The sequence below is a fragment of the Rhodothermales bacterium genome (genome assembly GCA_040221055.1).
Taxonomy (GTDB): domain Bacteria; phylum Bacteroidota; class Rhodothermia; order Rhodothermales; family UBA10348; genus 1-14-0-65-60-17.
The window spans coordinates 191,430-211,392 of the sequence record JAVJVN010000020.1; the positions used below are offsets into that span (position 1 = coordinate 191,430).

At 62.4% G+C, this 19,963-nt stretch carries 23 protein-coding genes and 1 other RNA gene; 14 read left to right on the top strand and 10 right to left on the bottom strand.

Annotated elements, in window-relative coordinates:
- Positions 1–55: 55 nt before the first annotated feature.
- The 6 genes from RIE53_13360 to RIE53_13385 all read right to left on the bottom strand — a co-directional run bounded on the left by RIE53_13360 (position 56) and on the right by RIE53_13385 (position 3,559).
- The gene (locus tag RIE53_13360) at positions 56–616 is read right to left on the bottom strand and encodes a YceI family protein (GenBank protein ID MEQ9105672.1); all 561 of its coding nucleotides are present in this window, start codon (positions 614–616) and stop codon (positions 56–58) included.
- 95 nt (positions 617–711) lie between these two features.
- Positions 712–1,188: a MarR family transcriptional regulator gene (locus RIE53_13365; protein MEQ9105673.1), complete on the bottom strand. Its 477-nt coding sequence runs from the start codon at positions 1,186–1,188 to the stop codon at positions 712–714.
- Positions 1,189–1,307: 119 nt separating this feature from the next.
- The gene (locus RIE53_13370) at positions 1,308–1,625 is read right to left on the bottom strand and encodes a Fic family protein (protein MEQ9105674.1); all 318 of its coding nucleotides are present in this window, start codon (positions 1,623–1,625) and stop codon (positions 1,308–1,310) included.
- A gap of 76 nt (positions 1,626–1,701) precedes the next feature.
- Positions 1,702–2,064: a transfer-messenger RNA gene (gene ssrA, locus RIE53_13375) on the bottom strand.
- Positions 2,065–2,195: 131 nt separating this feature from the next.
- Positions 2,196–2,642: a hypothetical protein gene (locus RIE53_13380; GenBank protein MEQ9105675.1), complete on the bottom strand. Its 447-nt coding sequence runs from the start codon at positions 2,640–2,642 to the stop codon at positions 2,196–2,198.
- A 119-nt stretch (positions 2,643–2,761) separates the two neighbouring features.
- Positions 2,762–3,559: an alpha/beta fold hydrolase gene (locus RIE53_13385; GenBank protein ID MEQ9105676.1), complete on the bottom strand. Its 798-nt coding sequence runs from the start codon at positions 3,557–3,559 to the stop codon at positions 2,762–2,764.
- 300 nt (positions 3,560–3,859) lie between these two features.
- On the opposite strand from RIE53_13385, the gene RIE53_13390 reads away from it, so the two are divergent.
- Genes RIE53_13390 through udk form a run of 3 tightly spaced genes read left to right on the top strand, consistent with a single transcriptional unit; the run spans position 3,860 to position 5,673 of the window.
- The gene (locus RIE53_13390; GenBank protein MEQ9105677.1) at positions 3,860–4,180 is read left to right on the top strand and encodes a YtxH domain-containing protein; all 321 of its coding nucleotides are present in this window, start codon (positions 3,860–3,862) and stop codon (positions 4,178–4,180) included.
- A 24-nt stretch (positions 4,181–4,204) separates the two neighbouring features.
- Positions 4,205–5,020 (top strand): peroxide stress protein YaaA, encoded by an 816-nt coding sequence (yaaA, locus tag RIE53_13395; GenBank protein ID MEQ9105678.1) that lies wholly within the window; start codon positions 4,205–4,207, stop codon positions 5,018–5,020.
- A 14-nt stretch (positions 5,021–5,034) separates the two neighbouring features.
- Complete coding sequence (udk, locus tag RIE53_13400) at positions 5,035–5,673, top strand: uridine kinase (GenBank protein ID MEQ9105679.1); 639 nt, start codon at positions 5,035–5,037, stop codon at positions 5,671–5,673.
- A gap of 16 nt (positions 5,674–5,689) precedes the next feature.
- Here the strand turns inward: udk and RIE53_13405 are convergent, their stop codons facing one another.
- On the bottom strand, positions 5,690–6,406 hold the full coding sequence (locus RIE53_13405; protein MEQ9105680.1) for a type III pantothenate kinase: 717 nt from the start codon (positions 6,404–6,406) through the stop codon (positions 5,690–5,692).
- Positions 6,403–7,266 (bottom strand): biotin--[acetyl-CoA-carboxylase] ligase, encoded by an 864-nt coding sequence (locus RIE53_13410; protein ID MEQ9105681.1) that lies wholly within the window; start codon positions 7,264–7,266, stop codon positions 6,403–6,405. The genes RIE53_13405 and RIE53_13410 overlap by 4 nt, the downstream gene beginning before the upstream one ends.
- Between RIE53_13410 and RIE53_13415 the strand changes: the two genes are divergently transcribed.
- A complete protein-coding gene (locus RIE53_13415; protein MEQ9105682.1) occupies positions 7,265–7,993 on the top strand; it encodes a hypothetical protein in 729 nt (242 codons plus the stop codon). The genes RIE53_13410 and RIE53_13415 overlap by 2 nt on opposite strands.
- Here RIE53_13415 and RIE53_13420 read toward each other — a convergent pair.
- On the bottom strand, positions 7,953–8,753 hold the full coding sequence (locus RIE53_13420; GenBank protein ID MEQ9105683.1) for a hypothetical protein: 801 nt from the start codon (positions 8,751–8,753) through the stop codon (positions 7,953–7,955). The genes RIE53_13415 and RIE53_13420 overlap by 41 nt on opposite strands.
- A gap of 61 nt (positions 8,754–8,814) precedes the next feature.
- On the opposite strand from RIE53_13420, the gene RIE53_13425 reads away from it, so the two are divergent.
- The 7 genes from RIE53_13425 to RIE53_13455 all read left to right on the top strand — a co-directional run bounded on the left by RIE53_13425 (position 8,815) and on the right by RIE53_13455 (position 14,684).
- On the top strand, positions 8,815–9,645 hold the full coding sequence (locus RIE53_13425; GenBank protein MEQ9105684.1) for an inositol monophosphatase family protein: 831 nt from the start codon (positions 8,815–8,817) through the stop codon (positions 9,643–9,645).
- 67 nt (positions 9,646–9,712) lie between these two features.
- Positions 9,713–10,525 carry an SDR family oxidoreductase gene (locus RIE53_13430; protein MEQ9105685.1) on the top strand — a complete coding sequence of 271 codons (813 nt, stop codon included), beginning with the start codon at positions 9,713–9,715 and terminating at the stop codon, positions 10,523–10,525.
- Positions 10,522–11,259, top strand: a complete 738-nt coding sequence (locus tag RIE53_13435; protein ID MEQ9105686.1) for an HAD family hydrolase — start codon at positions 10,522–10,524, stop codon at positions 11,257–11,259. The genes RIE53_13430 and RIE53_13435 overlap by 4 nt, the downstream gene beginning before the upstream one ends.
- A 49-nt stretch (positions 11,260–11,308) precedes the next feature.
- Positions 11,309–12,085: a L,D-transpeptidase gene (locus RIE53_13440; protein ID MEQ9105687.1), complete on the top strand. Its 777-nt coding sequence runs from the start codon at positions 11,309–11,311 to the stop codon at positions 12,083–12,085.
- Between the two features lie 5 nt (positions 12,086–12,090).
- Positions 12,091–13,443, top strand: a complete 1,353-nt coding sequence (locus tag RIE53_13445) for an NfeD family protein (GenBank protein MEQ9105688.1) — start codon at positions 12,091–12,093, stop codon at positions 13,441–13,443.
- Positions 13,443–13,922, top strand: coding sequence for an NfeD family protein (locus RIE53_13450; protein ID MEQ9105689.1), 480 nt, complete (start codon positions 13,443–13,445; stop codon positions 13,920–13,922). The genes RIE53_13445 and RIE53_13450 overlap by 1 nt, the downstream gene beginning before the upstream one ends.
- Before the next feature lie 36 nt (positions 13,923–13,958).
- Positions 13,959–14,684 (top strand): energy transducer TonB, encoded by a 726-nt coding sequence (locus tag RIE53_13455; protein ID MEQ9105690.1) that lies wholly within the window; start codon positions 13,959–13,961, stop codon positions 14,682–14,684.
- Between the two features lie 28 nt (positions 14,685–14,712).
- On the opposite strand, the gene RIE53_13460 is transcribed toward RIE53_13455, so the two are convergent.
- A complete protein-coding gene (locus RIE53_13460; protein ID MEQ9105691.1) occupies positions 14,713–16,032 on the bottom strand; it encodes a nucleoside transporter C-terminal domain-containing protein in 1,320 nt (439 codons plus the stop codon).
- 81 nt (positions 16,033–16,113) lie between these two features.
- On the opposite strand from RIE53_13460, the gene RIE53_13465 reads away from it, so the two are divergent.
- From RIE53_13465 to RIE53_13475, 3 genes are read left to right on the top strand one after another with little or no spacing between them, the layout of a single operon-like run.
- Entirely contained in the window at positions 16,114–18,453 is a 2,340-nt protein-coding gene (locus tag RIE53_13465) for a 3'-5' exonuclease (protein MEQ9105692.1), read from the top strand.
- Between the two features lie 3 nt (positions 18,454–18,456).
- Positions 18,457–19,503 (top strand): extracellular solute-binding protein, encoded by a 1,047-nt coding sequence (locus RIE53_13470; protein MEQ9105693.1) that lies wholly within the window; start codon positions 18,457–18,459, stop codon positions 19,501–19,503.
- On the top strand, positions 19,503–19,892 hold the full coding sequence (locus RIE53_13475) for a hypothetical protein (GenBank protein MEQ9105694.1): 390 nt from the start codon (positions 19,503–19,505) through the stop codon (positions 19,890–19,892). The genes RIE53_13470 and RIE53_13475 overlap by 1 nt, the downstream gene beginning before the upstream one ends.
- The last annotated feature ends 71 nt before the right edge of the window (positions 19,893–19,963 follow it).

Genomic DNA, 19,963 nt, shown 5'->3' on the forward strand with positions numbered 1-19,963 from the left:
CAGGGCGGACCTGGCTCCCGATTGTTCGGAATCGGCGGTCAGGATGCAATCCGGATCAGGCGGCGTCCTGAGCCGGGGCTGCCTGGATTTCCAGGGTGATTTCCACGTCTTCACTGACGAGGAAGCCGCCGGTTTCCAGAACAGCGTTCCAGTTCAGGCCGAAGTCCTTGCGGTTGATCTTGGTGGCTGCTTCGAACGCGAGCTTCAGATTGCCCCACGGGTCCTTGCCGGATCCCAGGAATTCGGCGTCGAATTCGACCTGCTTGGTGACGCCACGGATGGTCAGGTCACCGACCAGGGTGAACTGGTTGCCCTTGACATCACGGACATCCGTGCTTTCGAAGGTCATGACCGGGTGTTCTTCGACGTGGAAGAAGTCTTCAGAGCGAAGATGCCCATCCCGCTTCTCTTCGTGCGTATCGACGGAAGCCGTCTGCACCTTGGCACTTGCCTGGAGCGTCGAAAGGTCGTCTCCCTCCATGCGGATGGTTCCCTCAAAGGATTCGAAGCTGCCCCGCACCTTGCTGAACCCGAGGTGTCGGACGCTGAATCCGAAACGGGAATGGGATCCGTCAATGACGAAGGTCTGAAGATCGGTCTGTGTTGCTGTACTCATGGTCGAGTCTCTCTTTGGTTGGTTGGTGTGTTTTAGTTGATTAGTCAAGCAAATGGGCGGAACGTAGTGAAACGATCCTTATTTCCGGTTTTTTGTCAGACGGCGACCACCGATTCGCGGTCCCTGACATACAGGCCGAGACGGCGGAGCAGGCTCGTTGCCGTTTCCTGTTCCTGCGCATTGAGCCCGGTGAACAGGTCCTGCAAGAACCCGGCATGTTCGTCGAACACGGGCTCAATGACCGAGCGTCCTTCCGGCGTCAAGTCGATGTATGTGACACGCCGGTCTTCCCCGCAGGCGCGACGGGCAATCCATCCGCGTTTCTCGAGCTTGTCAATGACGTACGTCATGCTTCCGCTCGTGAGCAGGATATTCCCGCCGATGGCACTGATGGGCAGGGCTCCCTTGTGGAGCAGCACTTCCAGCACACCGAATTCCGTAAGCCCCAATCCGTGCGCTTCCACCTGGCCGCGAAGGGCCTTCGCGACCGTGGCCGAGGCCCGGTTCATGACGACCCAGAGCTTGAGGGCCCGGGCCGTGTCGGGGTTGGTATGGGAAAGGGTGTTGGGCACCAGTGTATTCGTGCGGTCTTGCGGCGATTGCCTTGAAGTTAAATATCTCGATTTCAAGGTTTATACCGGGGCGCACCTGTCTGGTTCCGATGTTTCATGGACGTTGAGTGAAATGAAAATTACTCGCGCTGCAGCGACTGCCACTGGAGCCCTTTGTCGGTCAGGCGGTATTTATGCAATCGGCTATTGGGCTTGTCGGGGATGGTCATCTCAATCAGACCGTCGGCAAAAGGGTGGACGAATTCGAACTCATAGTGGAAGACCGAGCTGACGATAAGCGGATGAGCGTCGGTAGCGGCCAGCCAACCCAGCAGGTCGCTCATGAGCCGCGGAACCTGGTCGGCGGGCGGGGCCATGTGGACCACCTGCTCACCCGCCATCACCCCTACTCCGCCGTGCCTGTACCGTCCCACCTCGTCGATCAGACCGGAATACAATCTGTATCAGCAACGGCCGCCGTAAAACAGAAAACCCGTCCACCAACCGGTGAGGGTCAGTGGACGGGTTTTGGAATGGTGGAGATGCCGGGAGTCGAACCCGGGTCCGAGCGGTCAAACAGGGAGGCGTCTACGTGTGTAGCCGTCCTATTGTATTTCGCGTGACGCCATGCCGGATGGCAGGGCCAACGTCACGCTGAGACTGGTCTTGTTTCGGTTATCTGTATTCAGTCAGCATCTTCAAACCTATCCCATCTGAGCGTTGCTCTGTCGGGGGCCAATGGGCGAGCACCCCGGAGAACAGACAGCGGTCTTAAGCCGCCATCGCAAATGCGTAATCGTTCGCAGTTGCAGTGTTTCCAGCAAGATTTACGAGCATGCGGGAGAGCTCGACACGCAGCCATCTGCGCGATCCGCCCGTCGAAGCCGTGACATCCCCAAAATTCGAAAGAACAGACCTGCCCTCGCGGGTAGGTCAAGAACCAAGGCTTGTACGTGGTGGAGCCCCCGGAAGGTTCCGCGGGTATCCATCGCACCGCCTTGCACAATGCGTTCGATCAGTGCGTTCGATCAGTCCCCGCGTTCGGCCCGGTCTCGGGACTGTGCCGTACCCACATACACCAGGCCCTCGGCTTCGAAGGCCGGTTTCAGGTCCCGAAGCACGGCGCGTGCCAGGGAACCCCGCAAATACGGGATCTGCCGTCGTCGCCCGTTGAACAGCTCCCGGTAGGGATGGATGAGCAGCCGGACATAGTCGCCCCCCATGGGTACCGCCTCCATCTGTACCCGCACATCATAGAAGAACCACCGCCGCATGGTCCGCATTTCGGTCGCCACGACGTTGTCGGTGACCCCGTCCACAACGGTCCAGCCGGCTTGCTGCAACCCACGGTCAATCCGCGCCAATACCTCCTTGTCCGGGAGACTCGGCGCATCGGTCACCTCATAGTCCCGGTACAACGGCGAAATGGACGGCGTACATCCCGACGCCACGACCAGCATGGCGAGCATCAACACGGGCAGGATATATGAACGAATCAGCATCGGCATCACCCATGATAACACGGACAGGGGCGGCCACGCGCATCATCCTTCCCAACAGACCGGGAACGCGCGCGAACGGTCGGGCCGTCCGGTCAACTGGCCTTCGCCGTGGACGGGGCGTGCGCAATCCGGGACAGGAAGTCGATCATGTGCCGGTTGAAGACGTCCGGCTGTTCCTGCATGGGGACGTGTCCACACCTGTCCACGAAATGCAGTTCGGAGTCTGAAATGCCCTCGTGGAACATGCGCGCCACGTCGGGCGGCGTGATTTCGTCCTGCTTGCCCCAGACCAGGAGGGTAGGCGCCTGGATGTCTCCGAGATCATCCCGGATGGAGCGCTTTTCGACCGATCGGGCGAACCGGATGAGGCGGACGGCCTTTTCCCGGTCATTGATGATGTCAATGACGTCGTCCAGGAGTTCCTCGGTGACGTGCGACGGATCGAAGAACGTCTTGGCCACGCGGGGCCGCAGGTATTCCCGGTCCTTGCGACGCATGATGGACGACGACATTTCCACCTCGAAAATACCCGATGCACCCGTCAGGACGAGTCCTGCCACCCGCTCCGGGTAGGCCAGCGCATAGAGTACGGCCAGGTGACCGCCCATGGAGTTGCCCGTAACGACGGCACGTTCCAGGCCGAACTTCGAGGTGAAGTCCTTGACGAATTCCACGAGGCCTTCCAGGTTGGCCTGGCGGAGGGGCATGGAATAAACGGGCAGGATGGGGCAGACTATCCGGTAACCGGCACGCGCCACGGCCGGAATGGTGGCTTCCCAGTTACTGATGTCCCCCATCATACCGTGCAGGAGCAGAACCGGCGTGCCGTCGTTCCCGGCACCCGCCTCCGCGTAGGTGTATCCCTGAGCCGTCTTGATCTCGTAATCCATGATGTGGAAATTACCCATCAGGGGGGTAAGGTGCATCCGCACGTTGAATCATTTCTTCAAGGAATACGGTGAACCCATGAGGGGCCAATACGTTGCACCAGGTCCAGAATTACCGTATTATGAGGGTCTGCCCTCAATTCACACGCAACGAGAGAATTTCCATGCCCTGCGGACGCAAAAGAAAACGTCATAAGATTGCCACGCACAAGCGCAAGAAGCGCCTGCGGAAAAACCGGCACAAGAAGAAGAAATAGCCCGTAGATCCCCGGCCATCCATCATCAACCAGCATAGGTGCGTTCATGAAAAACGATTCCTGGACCCGTTCTGCCCGCAGTGGTCTTTGGGGTGTGTTGATTGGTGGGGCAGCCGGATTTGCGTTGGGCCTGATCTTCGCACCTGAAGAAGGCAAGCGGCTCCGCCGCAAGCTCGCCTACCAGCTGGACCACCTCGGGGAGCAGGTCGCGTCCTTCGTGGAGAAAGCGCTGGATGAGGACTTGGCCAGCCAGGCCCGTGCCGAAGGCGATGCCCTCATCAAGGATGCGAAGGAAAAGGCCGACAAGATCCGTACGGATATCGATGCGCTCCTGGGCGAAATGCGCCAGCAGCACTCCGATTCCTGATCCCGCCCGTCTTCTTCTTTTCCAATGCCCAATTTTTCCATTCTGCTTCCCCCTGCTGAAGGCAAGCAGGAAGGCGGCAATCCCTTCGCTCCGGACATGTTCGACTATCGTTCGTCGAGCACGTTCAATTATTTCAAATCGCTGAATCCACAGCGGCGGGAACTGATTACGGCGCTTCAGGGCGTACTGGACGGTCCCGAAGACGAACTCGAGACGCTGTTCGGCGTCAAGGGAACGGCCCTGGAGCAGGCCATTGCGGTCAACCGCAATATCCTCAAGGCCCCCCTGATATCCGCCCTCGACCGGTACAGCCCCGGCGTGATGTATCAGGCCATGGACTTCCCGGGCCTTCCGACCGGTGCCCAACGGCGACTCCTCGAAGAGGGCATCATCTTCTCCGGATTGTTTGGCGTCCTGCGTCCGGATGACCTCATCCCGAACTACAAATTGCGCATGGATGCGACGCTGCCGGGCATAGGCAAGGTATCGTCGTACTGGCGCGGGGCCATGTCCGCCGTGGTGAACGAGGCGGTCAGCGGCAAATTCGTATGGAATTTCCTGCCGGGTATCCACCAGGACGCATGGACGGACGAGCACACCTACGCCGCCATGGTCCAGGTCCGCTTCGTCCGCAAGAAGGGCGGCGACCTGACCCCGGTCACGCATGGCGTGAAGCCCCTGCGCGGCAAGCTGGTCAACTACATCGTGCGCGAAACCATCGAGAATCTGGAGCCGCTCCTGGAATGGAAGCATCCGGACGGGTATGTGATCGACGAGAAGCTGTCTGCCTACGACGAGGAAACGAAAATCCACGACCTCGTCATGGTCCGCAAGGGCTGAGGCCGACTGGCGCAATGTCCCCTTCCCCGCTTTCCCGTCCCGTGGTCATTGGCCTCGCAGGAGGTTCCGGCTCGGGAAAGAGCACCGTCCTGTCGCAATTGCAGGAAGCGTGGGACGATGAGGGCGTGAGCGTCCTGGACCACGACGCGTATTACCGGGAACTGACCCATCTCTCCGTGGAGGACCGGGCTTCCTTCAACTTCGACCACCCGGCTGCGCTGGAGACCGAACTGCTGGTCAAGCACCTCGAAGCGCTCCTGCAGGGGTTCTCCATTGAAAAACCGGTGTACGACTTCACAACGCACAGCCGGACCGAGCGCACCGTCACCGTTCGCCCGACGCCAGTCATTGTTGTGGAAGGCATCCTCGTGCTGGCCGAGAAGGATCTCGTGGACCGGATGGACATCAAGTTGTTCGTGGACACGGATGATGATGTGCGGCTCATCCGACGGATACGCCGCGACATGGAAGAGCGTGGACGCTCGCTGGACTCCATCCTGGAGCAGTACGAGCGCACGGTGCGCCCCATGCACATCGAGTTCGTGCAACCGTCGCGCCGGATGGCCGATGTCATCATTCCGCGGGGCGGCCGCAACGAGATTGCCGTGCAGATGGTGCTTTCCCGGATTTCCACGATTCTGGCGGGAAGATAGACGGTCGGGGCCGGGGTCAGCGCACCATTTCCGCGACGCCCCTGAGCACCAGATGCGGTCGGACCCGGTCGATTTCCGGAATCCGGGTCGACAACCAGGGTGCCCAGCCTCCCGTGGCCACGACGTACAACGGGCCGTGCTGCGCGTGCAGGTCCCGCAGCAATCCCTTGACGAGTGCCCGGAATCCGTGCATGATGCCCGACTGCATGGCCTCGACGGTCGAGTGCCCCACGGTGTCCGGAGGGGATTCCAGCGGTACGAGCGGCAACTGGGCGGTGCCGTCGTTGAGTGCGCGGCGCAGCAGTTCCGGACCCGGCGCAATGATGCCTCCGGGGTAATGGCCGTCCGGAGTGACCACCTCGAACGTGAGTGCGGTCCCGGCGTCCACCACCACCGTGGTGGTGCCCGGTGGCCGGTCCGGATCCAGCCAGCCGCCCACGGCAGCCGCAATCCGGTCGGTGCCCAGGGTTGCGGGCGTCCGATACCCGATCCGGACCGGCCACCCGGACCGGTGATCGAAGAACCGGAGTGCGACGGATGACGGGACGGCCGCGGACCACGCCGCATTGTGGGCCGGAACGACCGAGACCGCGCCGGCTGCCTGGACGTGGGCGTCACCCAGGAAGTCGGCAAGCGCTCCGGGGTCGGTGAGTCGCCCGGCCCGGACCACGTCCGTTCCGTTCCAGAGCCCCACCTTGGCGGCGCTGTTGCCGATATCCATGACCAGGATCATGCAGACCTCAACGTTACATCGCCGGCATGGAACGTCCGGCGCTCGCCATGGACATCCACCACCAACGCACCGTCTGACGCGACGTCCACCGCTGTGCCCTCCACCGCCTGCGCCCCGTCCATGGGACGCACGGACACCCGGCTGCCCAGATGCACAAGCCGCTGGCGATACATTGCCCGGAGTTCGACCACGTCGGCCGCCTGCCACCGGGTCATCCCCCGGAGGATGGCGTGCAGCAGCGCCTCGCGGGATACGGGGCGCCCCACGCAAAGCGCCACCGAAACGGGCTCCACGGCATAATCGCCCGGAAAATCCGTCTGGTTCACATTCAATCCGATTCCAACGACCAGCGCTGGCCGGGCGGCGTGGGCAGCATTCGGTGACACCGCGGTGACCCGTTCCAGCAGGATTCCTCCGCATTTTCGGCCGTCCACGACGATGTCGTTGGGCCACTTCAGGCCCGCGCCCGCATCCGACAACGCATCGGTCACGGCCAGGCCGGCCATCATGCCGTATCGTCCCCAATCGGACACGGGCTCGCCGGGGCGAAGCAGCACGCTGAACAGCAGATTCTGTCCGGCGCTCGAAACCCAAGTGCGGCCGTGCCGCCCCCGTCCTTCCGTCTGGTCGTCGGTCGTGAACACCGTACCGGACACCGCGCCCTCCCGGGCCGCGTCCCGGGCCAGGAGGTTCGTGGACCGGCATCGGGCCACATGCACCACCCGGTAGCCAGGCGGCGCCACCGGGGTGACCAGATTAGAGGCTATATTGATGTCTTCCGTGGACACAGTTTCCGGACGATGCGTACCGACGGGCCCGTCAGGGCAGCAGGTACGATTCTTGCATGTAGGGAGCGCCATGAGGATACGCTGCACAACACTTCCGGTTTTCATCCTGGGCATGGCCTTGCTGGTGCCCTTGGCCACACCGGCCACGGCGCAGGAGAACGCCCAGGTTCAAGCATTGCGCGAAACGCCGCTCGTGCGCCCGCAGCAACTGAACATGCAGTTCCACCGGGCCAAGACGGCCTTCGATTCGGGTGCCAGTCTGCTGGAAGCCAAGGCCCGCGTGGACATCGTTTTGGCCGAACTGCCTGACGACACCGAGGCCCGGAAATTGCGGGCCTCCATCCTTCTGGCCCTGGAAAAGCCGGAAGCCGCCTTCCGCGACGCCCAGCGGGCCACCACCCTTTCCCCCGGTGACGGTGAGGCCCACGTTCTGCTCTGCGAGAGTGGCGTGGGGTCGGGACACGCGGCGCTTGCGAAGGAATCGCTGGACACGGCAACGGACCTCATCCTGGGTGACGTGGCCCTGTACATCCGGCTGTCCTCCTGTGCCCTTGAACTGGGCCAGATCCGACCGGCCGAAGCCCTGGCGCGTCTGGCCATGGCGTCCGGCGAGCGGGACGGCCGCGGTCACCTCCAGCTGGCGCGCGTGTTCATGCGGACGGACCGGGCAGGTAATGCCGAGACCGTCCTCGTGCAGGGCCTTCAGGAACGGGCGGTCCGGGCCTGGGACATCCGGCGCGATCCCGTACTGGCCCCCCTCATGGAGCGGGAGGGTCTGGCAGCGTGGCGCCGCCGCTGACGTGCCGGTAATCGGTATAGGTGGAGACGGTCCGCAGGCGATACGAGCCCCGGAACGGCGTCTTGATGTACGTCTCGAAGCGGGTATTGTAGGGCAGCGCTCCGGAGTCCCCATCCTGGCGGACGTGCACGTAGAACGAGCTCTCTTCCCGGAACAAAAGGGCCAAGTCTATGCGTTCCAATGACATTGCGACCACTTCGTTCGTTTCGCGATCAATGTGCCAACGCACCCGCCGAACGTTCAATCCGTCGCCTTTGTCGGGCCTGGCCCGGACTTCGATGACGCGTGCCTGACGGTCCCACAGCAGGGTATCGGCCAATTCGCGGAACGCGTATTTGTCCAGGCTGCGCGGATCGAGGTAGACGGGGTCATCATCCAGTACGAACGGCACCAGATCAACCGGATCCACATTTTCCACGTTCTCCGACACGAATCCCTTGAAGAATCCGAACTGGAACTCACCGGCCGAGTCGGCACGCTCCAGTTGGACTGTCCTTTCACCGTCGGAGAATCCGAAGCGGGCCACGTATTCCGTGTAAGCCAGGAGGAAGTCCTCGTCGTCGTACTGCTCGGTCCGGATGTACCGGGTGTAGGCATGTTCGTCCAGCAGCCCGAACGCACCGCGCATGCCAGCGGTGTCGGCCGTCCGGAGGACCTCCAGCAACGCATCGCGTTCCGCGAGTTCCACGGGACCGAGGCCGGACGTGGCCTCATCCCCGCATCCCGTGAGGGCGAGAAAGACCACCAGCGCGGCGAACATGTGTGTACCCTGCGTCATCCTGTTTCCTGATTTTCCATCCTTGTTCAATTCCCCACACGCCATGTCGATCCCTACACCTGATTTCCGAATCTACGAAGACGCACTCCGGGTTGGAGGCGCCGCTGCCCGCGAAGCCGGTGCATTCATCCTTGAACAGGCCGGTACGCTCACCCGGAGCGAGATCGAAACGAAGGGACTGCACGACCTGGTGTCGCGCGTCGACCGGGAGGCCCAGCGAATGATCGTGGAGCCCATCCGGAAGGCCTTTCCGCGCCACGACATCCTGGCCGAGGAAGGCGACGGCGGCACCAAGGTAGCCGACAAGGGCTATACGTGGATCATCGATCCTCTGGATGGGACCACGAACTTCACCCATGGAGTCCCGCCGTACGCCGTATCCATCGGCCTGGCCTACAAGGGAGAGCCCCAGATGGGCATTGTCTTCGACGTAACCCGGAACGAACTCTTCACTGCGGCCGAAGGCATGGGGGCGTTCGTGAACGGACGCCCGTGTTCCGTAAGCGCGGCCGAGCACCTGAATGACAGCCTGCTCACCACCGGCTATCCATACCGGGACTTCGAGCATCTGGACGCCTATCTGGCTGCACTCGGGCACTTCATGAAGGAAACCCGCGGCGTACGCCGTCCGGGATCGGCATCCATCGACTTGGCCTGGGTGGCCGCCGGCCGGTTCGACGGTTTTTTCGAGAGTGGCCTGCAGCCGTGGGACGTGGCGGCCGGCATGGTCCTGGTGCGCGAGGCCGGCGGCCGCGTATCGGACTACGACGGAAAACAGGATGCGTCGCCCATGGGGGCCAGCATCATCGCATCGAACGGGCACATCCACGACCACATGATGCACATCCTGCAACCGGTGCGGAATGTGCTGTAGAAGGCCGTTCAACAACCTGCAATATTTGCCGTACCTTTCGCATCATCCATTATCATCCTGCTGACCCATGCCCCTGCTCGAAGGCAAGAACGGAATCATTTTCGGCGCACTGAATGACAGTTCGCTCGCATGGCACATTGCGGAAGCCGTCCATCGGGAAGGCGGCCGTTTCGTCCTCACGAACGCCCCCGTGGCCAAGCGCCTGGGCGAATTGGACGGGCTGGCGGAACGCACCGGCGCCAAGATCATCTGGGCCGACGCGACGTCCGACGAGGAACTGACGGCATTGTTCAATGAGGCCAAAAGCCTGTACGGTGGCGTGGATTTCGTCGTCCATTCCATTGGCATGGGCCTGAATGTGCGCAAAAACCGTCCTTACGATGACCTGAATTACGAGTGGTACAAGAAGACCCTCGACATTTCGGCTATTTCGCTGCATCGTGCCGTGCATGCGAGCATGGAAACCGGCGCCATCAAGGACGGCGCATCCATCCTGGCGCTGTCCTATATCGGCGCGCAACGGACGTTTTCCAAGTATTCCGAGATGGGCGATGCCAAGGCGCTCCTGGAGAGCATTGTGCGCTCCTACGGATACCGTCTCGGCAAGCGGAAAATCCGGATCAACTCGGTTTCCCAGAGCCCCACGAAGACCACGGCAGGCAGTGGCATTGCCGGATTCAACGCCATGTATGAATTCGCGGAACGCATTGCCCCCCTTGGGAATGCGGATGCCGAATCGTGTGCCGACTATTGCGTTTCGTTGCTCTCGGACCTGACACGGATGGTGACCATGCAGACCCTCTACCACGACGGCGGGTTCAGCGCCATGGGCATTTCCGATGAGGTCATCGAAGACCTGGCATCCGTCCTGGGGGGATGATCCGACTGTTCGTTTCGGACATCGATGGATGTCTCGCAGAGCCCTATCAGCCGTACGACCTTGAGGCACTGGGCCGGATGGCGGCTTGGACACGGGAAGCCGGAAAACCCGGTTCACACCCCCGTCTTCCTGCCGTGTCCATCTGCTCCGGTCGATCCTATCCGTACGTGGAGGCCGTGACCCAACTTCTGGGCTGCGTAACGCCGGTCCTGTTCGAGTCGGGAGCCGGCATGTTCGACCCCGGTGCGGCGCGCAGCCAATGGCATCCGGCGTTCACCCCGGACATCCGGGACGGTATGCTTGCCATCCGGACGTTCATGGAATCCGTCGTCCGGGACTCCTCCATGTCCATGGACCACGCCAAGGGAACACAGGCTGCGCTTGTGGGCACCGATTCCGTGGAATTGCACAGCGCGCTCCGGATCATCGAGGATTGGGTGGCCGAGAACGCACCTGGATTCACCACTTTCCACACGCATGTTTCCATCGACGTAGTCCCGCCTGGGCTGTCGAAGAAAGAGGGACTGGTCTGGCTGGCCGAAACGACCGGCGTGTCCCTCGCCGAAATGGCGTTCATCGGGGATACGAACGGCGATATCGCGGCGTTGGAATCGGTAGGACGGTCGTTTGCGCCGGCGAACGCCCAGCCTCAGGTGAAAAACGTCGTGCACCACATTTGTGCAGGCACCGACATCCAGGGCGTCATCGAGGCCTATCGCCTCTGCATGGCCTGATCTGCATCCCCGTGCAGGATCCCCGGAGCGGATGGCTCGTTCGCATGATATGCGTCGATTTCCGTTCCAACCGGCCCTCCTGGTTTTGGCCGCCCTGGCGGCCCTCACGCCGCGCGTCATGACGGCCGAGGCGCAGCCCGTGCCCGCCGCCGACGAGGAAGGGGCCCTGTTCTACGCCGTGGAGCGGGGTGCCGTACTGTACCACCGCAACGACACCACGCAAGCGTATCTGCACGTCGGCTTCCGGGAGCCCCTGCACGTCCTCGGGGACGCGGAAAACGGTTGGAAACGCGTCCGGACCCGCGACGGGGCGCATGGTCTCATGCGGGCCGACCTGTTGTCGAACGTCTGGATCCGGATTTCGAAGCGGACACAGACCGTGCTGGTCTACCGTGGGGACGAACTCATTTACCGGTTTGCCGCAGATCTGGGCTACAATTTCTACTCCGACAAGGAGCGCCGGGGCTCCTCGGCCGAACCGGACCATTGGCGCACCCCGGAAGGTGAATTCTTTGTTGTGGCCAAGAATCCACGGAGTCAATTCTACAAGGCATTGGTCCTCAATTATCCGAACGCCGAGGATGCCGAACGGGGATTCCGGGATGGACTCATCTCGCAAGCCGAGTACGATGCCATCCGGAACGCCGAGGAACAGTACGCCATGCCGCCCATGTTCACCGCCCTTGGCGGATACATCGAGCTGCACGGCGACGGCACCGGAAAACGCAATAACTGGACGCAAGGCTGCGTCGCCATACCCAACACCCAGATGGACATCATCTGGGACCTGGTATCGGTCGGCACACCGGTCCTGATAGACTCCTGAAACCCATGCGAACCCTTCTTCTCAGCGTGCTCGCGCTCCTGACGGTGTTGTCGGCCCAGGCCCAACTGGCCCCGTTCGAGAACGCCGGTGACGGTGACGGTCCCGCCTATGTGGTCCCCATCGAAGGCATGATCGACAACGGACTAGCGGTCTACCTGGAACGGGCCCTGGCCGATGCCGCGAACGGCAACGCCTCGGTGGTCATCCTCCACATCGATACCTTCGGAGGACTGGTGGATGCGGCCGATGCCATGCGGAAGGCCATCCTGAACAGCCCGGTCCCGACCGTCGCCTTCATTGACCCGAATGCGGCCTCCGCCGGTGCATTGATTTCCTATGCGGCCGACCGGATGGTCATGGTGCCCGGAGGATCCATTGGCGCGGCCACCGTGGTGGAAGGCACGGGGGGAGAAGCGGCCCCCGACAAATACCAGAGCTACATGCGGGGACTCATGCGGTCCACCGCGGAAGCCAACGGACGCGATCCGGCGATTGCCGAGGCCATGGTGGACGAGACGCTCGCCATTGAGGGCATTGTGGAAGAAGGAAAGGTCCTCACCCTCTCAACGAAGGAAGCGGTCGAACTCGGGGTTGCGGACGCCGAATTGACCTCCATCGAGGCTGTGCTGGCCGCCCTGGGTCTGGAAGCAGCCCCCATCGTATACCATGAGCTCCGTCGGACGGAGAAGATCATCCGCTTCTTCGGATCGCCGGTTGTCCAGTCCCTGCTCATGCTCATGATGCTCGGCGGCCTCTACTTCGAGCTCCAGACCCCGGGCGTTGGCTTTCCCGGACTCATGGCCGCCCTCGGCGCATCCATGTTTTTCGGTCCGGCGTACCTAAATGGCCTGGTCGAGAGCTGGGAGGTGGTGGTCTTCGTGGTGGGCGTGGGACTGCTGCTGGTGGAAATCTTCGTCATCCCGGGATTCGGCGTGGCGGGCATCAGCGGGCTCATCCTCATTGTCCTGTCCCTGGTGGTTTCCCTCATTGCCAACGTCGGCTTCTCGTTCCCGGCCGGGGATGCCATTGCCAATGCCCTACTGACCCTCGCCTCCACCATGCTGCTGTTCGTGGGCATGGTCTTCGGACTCGGGAAAGTGCTCCCGCGATCCTCCCGGTTCAACCAACTCGTCCTCCAGCCATCGCTGGCCAGCAGCAGCGGATATACTTCATCGGCGGTGCATGCGGACTGGGTCGGTCGCACCGGCACCACGATGACCTCGCTCCGCCCGTCGGGGGCTGTCGATCTGGACGGTGAACGGATAGACGTGGTCACGGCTGGCGACTACATTGAAGCCGGCGTGGAAGTCCGCATTGTACGCGTAAACGGATCCCGCGTGGAAGTCCGGCGCGTCTGATGGAATTGCTGGTCCCCATATTGCTTGTCCTGGCCGGACTCGGCCTCATCGTGGTGGAAGTCTATCTGGTGCCCGGTGTGAACGTGGTGGGCATTGTGGGCGCCCTGACCTTGCTGTTCGGTGTCGGATACGCCTTCTCCGAGGCCGGCATGGCCGGCGGCCTGCTGACGGCAGCCGGGGCCGGAGTGGCCGCAGGCGGCACCTTCTATGCCATGTGGAAAACCGGAGCCTGGAACGCCTTCATCCTGGGCACATCGCTTCAGACGGACAAGGTGCTCGCCGAGCAGACGTTGGCCACCCGTACCGCCCTTGTCGGTCGGCGGGGCACAACGGTTTCCCCGCTTCGACCGACGGGATTCGCCGACATCGACGGTGAGCGCGTGGAAGTCGTTACCGAGGGGCATTTCGTGGGCACCGGCATCCCGGTCGAGATCGTGGCCGTGGACCGCCGTCGCGTGTTCGTGCGGGAGGCCGACTGAATGCACGCCGGAGCCGTATTTCATCGCTCGATTCCATTGCCCGTCCGGCTCGCCCTGGCCTCGGTGGTGGTATCTGCACTGTTTTTCGTGGGATGCACTCCGCCACCCACCATCCCCATCTCCCCCCCGGAAGGATGGACGGCCGATGCCACCGGCACCCGGTGGTGGGTAACGGTCACCGATACGTCGCACATTTTCCGTGACCTGGAAACCCTGCACGCCATGGGCGCTGAGGATGCCTACCTGCTGGATGCCGTTCCGGCCAACGTCACACACACCCTGGCCCGGCGCAAGCTCGCCGTGCTCGTCAAGCAATCGTTGCTCCCGCTGTACCGCAACCGTCCCGATGTGGTGGATTCCCTGTTTGTCCGATTCGTGGTCCCGCGGATGGAAGATGCGCAGGTCCGGGGGGATGTCCGCCCGGAAGTCGAACGGCTGAAACTGGAGGGCTACCGGATTGTGGGCCGGCATTTCAGGGCCCCCTATCCGCTTACGAAGCTGGGCACCGATATCCCCGTTCCCGTTCCGGACAGTCTGCAGGCTCCGCAGTTCAACGGAACGGTCCTCATGCAGGTGAGCGTCGATACCCTCGGCGCTCCCGTGGGAATCGAACTGATTGACGGCGTGCATCCGGTCCTGGACCGCATTGCCATGCGCGCAACCACCGACATGCGTTGGCAGCCCGCGTACGTAATCCGACAGGGCAAATCGGTCCCCATCGCGTCCTGGGCGCGCTTCAAGGTCCGCTTCGAAATGCCTTAGGGCTGTTCGCACCGACCGAATCCAAACCCTAAGCCAACACCCCGGCAATCGTGGCCGTCATGAGGTTGGCCATGGTCCCGGCGGCCACCGCCCGGACCCCGAGCTTTGCCAGGTCACTGGTCCGCTCCGGCGCAAGCGGCCCGATGCCGCCGATCTGGATGGCTATGGAGGACAGGTTCGCGAATCCGCAGAGCGCAAACGTCGCCATGACCACCGTCTTCGGTGACAGGACGCCCTCGCCTATAAGCCCAGACAGGTTGATATAGGCCACGAACTCGTTCGCAATGATCTTCGTCCCGATGAGCGAGCCGAACTGCACGATGTCCGCCATCGGCACACCCACGAGCCAGGCCAGGGGGGCAATACCCCACCCCAGCAACTGCTCGAGCGTCACATTCACGCCAACCATGCCCCCGGCCCAGCCCAGGATGTAGTTGAGCATGGCAATCAACGCCAGGAACGCGAGCAGCATGGCCCCGACGTTCAACGCCAGCTTCAGTCCATCTGACGCCCCCGACGCCGCCGCATCAATCACGTTGGCCGAGCGCTGTTCCACCTCGATCTTCACTTCACCCTTCGTGGCGGGCTCCTCCGTTTCCGGGATGAACATCTTCGCCAACAACAGCGCGGCCGGAGCCGCCATGATACTGGCGCCCAGGAGCTGCTCCGCAAAAAGCAATCGACCGGCGTCCAGGGAAATGCCCATGGCCTGCGCATAGGGATCGCCCAGGATCTGGATGTATGCCGCCATCACGCCACCGGCAATGGTGGCCATGCCGCCCGTCATCACCGCCATGAGCTCGGACATGGTCATGGTCGACAGATACGGCCGGACCACCAGGGGTGCCTCGGTCTGTCCGACGAAAATATTGGCCGTGACGGACAGCGACTCGGCCCCGCTCGTCCCGAGGAATTTGGAGACCAGGACGGCCATGCCCTGCACCACCTTCTGCATGATGCCCAGGTGGTAGAACACGGCCATCAGCGAGCCGAAGAAAATGATGGTCGGCAGGACCTGGAAGGCAAAGAACATGCCCATGCTGCCTTCCGTGCCCGGGGGGTTCGCCAGATCCCCGAAAATGAACCGGGCGCCAGCCGTCGTGAAATTCAGCACCAACACGAAGAAGGACGACACCCAGGAGAAAAACGCCTTCACCCATCCCAGGGGCGCGAATACGGCACCCATGGCCTCCCCTTTGAGCAGGAAGATGGCCAGGACGACCTGGAGCCCCAGGGCCGACGCCACCATCCGCCAGTTGATCTGCTTCTTGTTGCTCGAAACGAGCCAGGCAATGCCGAGGATGACAGCCAACCCGAGGAGGCCACGAAGGAGGGAGATGAAGTCCATGGAAATCCGGTTTTGCGGCAGGATCTGTGTGTGCGGAGCGGGAATATACGCGACCCGCGGACTTCGTATCTTCTGCAGCTTATGGCACAGTTTACCCTCTACCCGGACCCGGCACGGACCGACCCGCATCCGACGGCGCCCGACATCGACGCAGAAAGCATCATCCAGGGCCTCAACCCCTCCCAACAGGAGGCGGCCCGGGCCGCGGATGGCCCTGTCCTCATCATAGCCGGCCCCGGTTCGGGCAAGACCCGGACGCTCACCCACCGGATAGCCTGGCTGTTGGCCACCGGCAAGGCACGCCCGTGGGAAATCCTGGCCATTACGTTCACGAACAAGGCGGCCCGCGAAATGCGGGAGCGCGTGCTGGACCTGGTCGGGCACGAACAGGGCAAGGGCATGGCCATCGGGACCTTCCATGCCATGTTCGCGCGTGTCATGCGCGCCGACGGTGACCGGATTGGCTACACGTCCGATTTCAGCATCTACGATACGGACGACGGGCAGCGGATTATCCGCGAGCTCATGCACCGGTTCAACATCGATACACAGCAGGTCAAGCCGCGGAGCATCCAGCAACAGATATCCGGTGCCAAGAACCGCATGATCTCCCCGTCGGAATTCGCACGGACGGCCATCTCCCCGGCCCAGGTCCGTGCCGCCGAGCTGTTCGAACCGTACGAGACCGCCCTGCGCAACGCGAATGCACTGGACTTCGACGACCTCCTGTTGAAGCCCATTCAACTGTTCCAGAACCATCCGGACGTGCTGGCCAAGTACCAGAACCGCTGGAAGTACATCCATATCGACGAGTACCAGGACACCAACCGGGCCCAGTACCTGCTGGCCCGTCTGCTGGCCGAACGACACGGCAATCTGTGTGTCGTCGGCGACGATGCGCAGAGCATCTACTCCTTCCGCGGCGCGGATATCACCAATATCCTGTCCTTCCAGCGGGACTATCCGCAGGCGCAGACCGTCCGCCTGGAACAGAACTATCGCTCCACCAAACGGATTGTCCGCCTGGCCGACTCCATCATCAAGCAGAACAGCCAGCAGCTCGACAAGGACCTGTGGACGGACAACGCCGAGGGCGACCCCGTCATCATCATGGAGTCCATTTCGGAGAAGGACGAAGCGCAGAAATTCGAACGGCGCATCCGGGATGTCCAGGTCCGGCTGGGCTACCTGTACCGGGACTTCGCCATCCTGTACCGCACGAATGCCCAGAGCCGTTCCCTGGAAGATGCGCTCCGGCGCGGCAACATCCCGTACCGCGTGGTCGGCGGCGTGAGCTTCTACCAGCGGAAGGAAATCAAGGATGCGTTGGCCTACCTGCGCCTGCTGGTGAACCCCAACGACATTGCAAGTTTGCGCCGGATCATCAACACGCCCACCCGCGGCATTGGCGACAAGACGCAGGATCACCTCATCCAGTATGCTGCCCGGGAAGGGATCGTGGCCTGGGATGCACTTGAGCGGGTGGAGTTCACGGGGCTGCCGGCACGAGCCACGTCCAGCGTGAAGGCCTTCCGGGACATCATCAACACGCACAAGACCATGCAGGACAAGGAGTCCGCAGCCGTGGTCGCCAAGTCGCTCATCAAGGCGTCCGGCCTGCTCGAGGAGTTGAAGTCCGAGCATACACCGGAGAACCTCATGCGCTGGGAGAACGTCCAGGAACTCCTGAACGCCATCACCGAATTCTCGGAAGCCAACGGCGACGGCGGAACGCTCAGCGCATTCCTGCAGGAGGTTTCCCTGCTGACGGATGCCGACCAGAACGATGATTCCGACAACCGTGTGACGCTCATGACGCTGCACGCCAGCAAAGGGCTGGAATTCCCCGTGGTCTTTCTGGGCGGCATGGAGGAAGGCCTGTTTCCGCTGCAGGCCGCGGCACAGGACCCACAGGAATTGGAGGAGGAGCGCCGGCTGTTCTACGTGGGGGCCACCCGCGCAAAGTCCCTGCTGTTCCTTTCTTACGCCCGCAGTCGGTACCGGTACGGCGACCAGCAGTCGGCCATCCGATCCCGGTTCTTCGAGGAAATCGACCCGGCTGTGGTCGTTACGGAGAGCGGCCAGCCGTTCAATCCGAAGTCCGACCGGTTCGCCATGCGTTCCGCGGGCACGACATCTTACGAAACCCTGGACCCCCATTATTACCGGAAGAGCCTGCGTGAGGACCAGCCGACCCAGGCGGCGGTGCGGAAGAAAGCGGCCGATCGTCGGGTGGTCTACGACGAGGAAGAATCCGGGACCATCGAACCCGGTATGCAGGTCGAACACCACCTGTTCGGCGAAGGCCACGTGGTGGCGCTCGACGGCTCCGGCCCGAACGCGAAGGCCATCGTCAACTTCGAAGACGTGGGCGAAAAGAAACTCATCCTCCGGTTTGCCCGGCTCAAACGCATAGGTTGACGCATGACCCTGCCCTTTTCAAGAACGCTCGCGGGCCTCTTCGCGGGCGCCGTCCTGTTTTCTGCCTGCTCCACCGACAACCGGACCCGCCTGGTGGTCTATTCGCCGCACGGCAAGGAAATGCTGTCGGCCTACGAGGATGCCTTCGAAGCAGCCCACCCGGAGGTCAATGTGCAGTGGATAGACATGGGCGGTCAGGATGCCTACGACCGGATCCGGACGGAACGGTCGAATCCCACGGCCAGCCTGTGGTGGGGCGGCGATGGACCCACATTCTCGCGGGCGGCGCGGGAGGGGCTCCTGGAGCCGTACGAGCCCACCTGGTCCGCGGCCATGCCCGACGATGCGCACGGCGCCGACCACGCGTGGTACGCGACGTATCTGACGCCGGAGGTGTTGCTGTACAACACGCGCACGGTGGATGCAGCGGAAGTACCCACGGACTGGGATGACCTCCTGGAGCCCGAATGGAAGGATCGCATCCTCATCCGGTATCCCCTTGCCAGCTCCACCATGCGGACCATCTGGGGAGCGCTCATCCTGCGCCAGCCCACGGTGGAAGACGGCTATGCCTGGCTGGCCCGTCTGGACGCGAACACGAAGACGTACACGGCCGATCCCACCCAGCTGTACCTCAAGATTGCACGTGAAGAGGGCGACGTATCGCTCTGGAACATGCCCGACACGTACATCCAGGCGGAAACCAACGGCTACCCCTTCGCTTTTTCCCTGCCCACGTCCGGTACGCCGGTCCTGAATGACGGTATTGCCATCGTGTCCGGCGCGCCGGAGCCCGAGTGGGCCCGCACCTTCTACGAGTTCGTGACGTCCGATTCCGCGCTCGTCGAACAGGCCCACACGTACTACCGGATTCCGGCGCGGACCGACATCCCGACCGAACGCCTGCCCGAATGGATGCGCGACGTGGATCTGCGCCCCATGGAACTGGACTGGGACCGTCTGCAGGCAGAAGGCCCCACGTGGATGCAGTACTGGGATGAGCGGATAAAGGGGCGCGGCGCTGAGTATCTGGCCGAGGCCGGGCTCTGATGACAGTCGCCATTGACGCGGCCATGGCGGTCCTCATCTGGTTGGTCCAGCTCATCATCTATCCCTCATTCCGGACGCAGGAGCAGAACGGGTTTCGCCGATGGCACCGGAGATACACGCGGACCATGGGCATTATCGTGGGACCATTGATGGCGGCGCAGATCTTTTTGCACGGCAGTGACTTGTGGACAGGCGTGACGGTCATCTCCATGGCGCAGGCCGTATGTATTGCCATCGCACTCGTAGGTACGGTGACGCTTTCGGTCCCATGTCACCATGCCCTTTCTTCCAGAGGAAAGGATTCCGGCATCATCGATCGGCTTGTGAGGACCAACTGGCTCCGAACGGCAGCCTGGACAGGTGTCCTGGTCCTGTCATTGGCTGGATAGGTCAAGCATGGGATATCTACGTGTATAGAATTTCTATGTAACAACGACCAGCTTCGGTCCGTAGGCGTCGC